3 protein-coding genes are annotated in these 4,369 nt (G+C 52.4%); all 3 read left to right on the forward strand.

What is annotated here, in order from left to right; genetic code table 11:
• Positions 1–904 (forward strand): glycosyltransferase (locus ACWA6V_RS02835; RefSeq protein ID WP_449521082.1); only part of this gene is annotated, 904 nt, incomplete at its 5' end.
• A complete protein-coding gene (treZ, locus tag ACWA6V_RS02840) occupies positions 882–2,711 on the forward strand; it encodes a malto-oligosyltrehalose trehalohydrolase (RefSeq protein ID WP_449521083.1) in 1,830 nt (609 codons plus the stop codon). The genes ACWA6V_RS02835 and treZ, both read left to right, overlap by 23 nt.
• Before the next feature lie 102 nt (positions 2,712–2,813).
• On the forward strand, positions 2,814–4,369 hold a 1,556-nt coding region (gene treY / locus ACWA6V_RS02845), incomplete at its 3' end, for a malto-oligosyltrehalose synthase (protein ID WP_449521084.1).

Consider the following 4,369-nt stretch of genomic DNA (forward strand, 5'->3'; position numbering starts at 1 on the left):
CGACAGCATGGAATTTTATCGAAAGCTCTCATTTTTAAAAGCGGGTATTGTGTATGCACAGCACATAACCACGGTGAGTGAAACCTATGCGCGTGAAATAACAACACCACTTTTTGGCTGCGGGTTGGAAGGCTTGCTAAAAAACAAATTTGAACAAGGATTATTGAGTGGAATTATCAACGGAATTGATGAAAGTTGGGAACCCACATCCGATCCGCATTTAATAGAAAGTTTTGGTGCACGGCAATGGGAACGTAAAAAAGTAAACACCCATTACATAGAAAAAATTTTTAATTTACCGCACAACACCAATCCAATTTTTGCTGTGGTGTCGCGCCTCGCGCATCAAAAAGGAGTGGACCTAACGCTCAAAGTCACCGATTCAATTATCAATGCGGGTGGTCGATTAATAGTGATGGGCTGCGGTGAATCGGAGCTGGAAGCGCGCATGCAGCAACTTGCCAAACGCCACCCACGCCAAGTGGGTGTTGATACCCGGTTCGACGAAACTACTGCGCGACGTATTTTTGCCGGGAGTGATTTTCTATTGATGCCCTCGCGCTTTGAACCCTGTGGACTCAGCCAACTTTATGCACAGCGCTGCGGCTCTTTACCTATAGCGCGTCGCACTGGTGGCTTGGCGGACACGATTGAAGATGGGCTAAGTGGTTTCTTATTTCGCGATCCCAACCTGGAAAGCTATCGCGGAGCCGTCGAGCGAGCGCTTCAGGTATTCAAACGTCCTGAGCTGTTATGTGCCATGCGCTGCAAAGCAATGTCTGCCCCCCTTTCCTGGCGCAAATCTGTGCAACCCTATACCCGTCTTTACCAAACCCTTTTAGCGGCCGTGAGACAGCAATCAAATTACGCGGAGGTACGCTATGCCCCCTTTAACTTGCCTTGAAAAATCGGCGCGTGAGAGCGCTTCACCAATGGGGCTATATTCCCACGGCGCCTTTCCATTACCCGATGGCAGCACACGTTTTTCACTATGGGCTCCCGATGCGGACAAAGTTGATGTCAGCTTGGGTGATGGACGGCTTTACCCAATGGAATATCAAAAAAACGGCTGGTACAGCACCTGCGTTGAATGTGCTGCTGGCACAGCCTATCGTTACATCATCAATGACAAGGTACGTGTACCTGATCCTGCTGCCCGCCTCCAGCATGGTGATGCCCATGGCTTGAGTTGCGTGGTCGATCAGTCATACCCCTGGCAAACCAACTCCTGGGAAGGTTTGCCCTGGCACCAGACCGTAATTTATGAACTACATGTCGGGCTGATTGGCGGTTTCAGCAAGGTCGAGAGACTGTTGCCTTCGCTGGCACGATTGGGGATAACCGCTATTGAGCTAATGCCCATTAATGAGTTTCCCGGTACTCGCAATTGGGGTTATGACGGTGTATTGCCTTTCGCCCCGGAGGCGTCTTACGGTACACCGGACGAATTGAAGCGCCTGATTGATACTGCCCACAGCCTGGGTCTAATGGTATTTCTGGATGTGGTCTACAACCATTTTGGCCCGGATGGGAATTATCTTGGTGAGTATGCAAGCGGGTTCTTCCGTCACGACATACATACCCCCTGGGGAGCCGCAATTGATTTTCGCAAGCGCGAAGTGCGCGATTTTTTTTGCGAAAACGCCTTGATGTGGATTTTCGACTATCGCTTTGATGGCTTGCGGCTGGATGCAGTGCATGCGATCAGCGAAAAGGATTTTCTGGTCGAACTGGCTGAGCGGGTACGCAGCGCCCTTCCGTTCAATCGCCATGTTCATCTAATTCTGGAAAATGAAGACAACTCCTCCAGTCTGTTGGAAGAGGGGTTCAATGCCCAATGGAATGATGACGGCCACAATGTACTGCATTATTTGCTCACTGGTGAAGATGAAGGCTATTACGCCGATTTCGCCAAATCCCCTACGGTGAAGCTGGCACGCTGCCTGGGTGAAGGATTTATTTACCAGGGTGAGATGAGCCATACCGGACGTTACCGTGGTGAACCCAGCGCCCATCTATCGCCGACGGCTTTTGTACTTTTTTTACAGAACCACGATCAGGTGGGCAACCGCGCATTGGGCGAGCGATTGCCCCAGATTACCGACCCAGATGCCCTAAAAGCAGCGGTAACCTTGATGCTTCTCTCGCCCATGATCCCGATGTTATTTATGGGTGAAGAATGGGGAGAAAAACACCCGTTTTTGTATTTCACCGACCATGAAGACAATTTGGCCAAAGCAGTACGCGATGGGCGGCGGGCAGAATTTGCGCATTTCACCCAATTTAAGGATCCATTAATGCGCCAGCAAATCCCCGACCCTAACGCTATTAGCACTTTTCTCAGTTCCAGAATAGAACTCACCGGGAAGATGGACGCTGGCGAGCAAGAGGAAGGCCAGCAGTCAGAACGCGAACGTTGGTGGAAGTTTTACCAGCAGCTCCTCACCCTGCGCCACACCCAGATTATTCCACACTTACCCGAGGCACGTTCGACTGGCACCACCATCATGGGTCCGAGAGCGATAAGGGCGGCGTGGATTTTGGGTAACGGTAGCCAGCTGGGTATTTACCTCAATCTGTCGCAGTCGCGAGTAATGGCATCCCCCTCGTGGGACGGTGAGCAACCCTTGTTTCGCCATAACGTATCGGAATCTGATTACCAACAAGGAGTCCTCCCGCCCAACAGTGCAGTCGCCGTTATGCGCCTTTAGTCTCTGCACGCCCCTTTGTTAGCTAACCAACAGACAGCAATGCGCAGGATTTGAGACAAAGCGGGTATTGTTTTAATTGATACCCTGCGGGAACTCAACACGATGCCAGACGTTCGTGCCACTGTCAGACTGCAATTCCATCGCGATTTTACGTTTGATGACGCGATACCCTTGGTCGCCTATTTTAGCCAACTGGGGATAAGCCATATCTACTCGTCACCCATCCTCAAAGCGCGTGCAGGCTCGCAACATGGATACGATGTCGTCGACCCCACGCAGGTAAATCCAGAGCTAGGCGGAGAGGAGGCGCTGGAGCGCCTGGTCGCCGAACTGCGACGATATGACATGGGCTTGATTGTCGATATCGTCTCTAACCATATGGCCGTAGGTAAGGACGATAACCCCTGGTGGCTTGATGCGCTGAAATGGGGAGCCAAAAGCCGCTACGCCAAGTTTTTTGATATCCAGTGGAATTCCCCCGACCCGGCTCTTAAAGGGCAGTTATTAGTTCCCTTCTTGCGGACCAACTACGGCGAAGTATTGGCAGCAGGCGAAATTACCGTCCATTTCAACGAAGACACGGGCGAGTTTTACGCACGCCACTTTGACCACTATTTCCCGCTGAGCCCGGCGAGCTATAGCCATATCCTGTACAACACCCCTGACCCTGTTTTGCAGGCATTCGCCCAACCTTTTGCCGCTCTCGAAACCAGCGCTGATGGCTGGCAAGCTGCCCCTATCCTGCATCAGGAACTGCGTGAGACCGCCCGGCAACCCCCACAGCGCGACAGTATCGCCGCTGTGCTTGCCCTGTATCGCATTACACCGAATAACGCCTCACCAGATACCTCCGTACAGCACGAATCTGCAATCGCGGATTCCGGTGGAGGACGATCGACCGACAATCTGGATAGGCTCCATCATCTGCTGGAACTGCAGTATTACCGGCTAGCTAGCTGGCGCACCGCCGCTGACGATATCAATTGGCGTAGGTTCTTCGATGTGAATGAACTGGGCGGATTGCGGGTGGAACGACAGCCGGTGTTTGAAGCAATCCACGCCCGGATCTTTGAGCTGATTGAGCGCGGGATAATTGATGGGCTGCGTATCGATCATGTGGATGGCTTGGCCAATCCACGTACCTACTGCCGCAAACTACGCCGCCGCCTTGATCGCTTGGTACTCATGCGCCCACCGGAATTGAGACAGTACCACCTGCCCCTTTATGCGGAAAAAATACTGGCAGAGGGCGAACAACTTGCGCGGGATTGGATGCTCGATGGCACCACCGGCTATGAATTTATGAATCAGGTATCGCTGTTGCAACACGATCCCAAAGGAGCATTTCAACTTTACGATGTATGGAGCCGCGTGAGTGGACGCATCGGGACATTTGAGGACGAAGTTAAAGAAGCGCGGCGCCTGGTACTCTCCAGCAATCTGGCCGGGGACGTGGAAACCGTCGCGCAAGGTCTGCTGTCGATTGCCCGTCTCGATATACACACCCGCGACCTCACTCTCAGCGCATTGCGCCGCGCGCTGATCGAATTGGTCATCCATTTTCCGGTCTATCGCACTTATGTCACCGTTTGTGGCCGCACCGCGTCTGACCAGATTGAGTTCTTTAATCGCGCATTGGCAGGCGCGAAGACGACCTT

It is taken from the genome of Cellvibrio sp., assembly GCF_053579595.1.

What these genes read in the sequence shown, in the direction of transcription:
- treZ (WP_449521083.1), top strand. Translation starts at nt 882, where the DNA reads ATGCCCCCTTTAACTTGCCTTGAAAAATCGGCGCGTGAGAGCGCTTCA.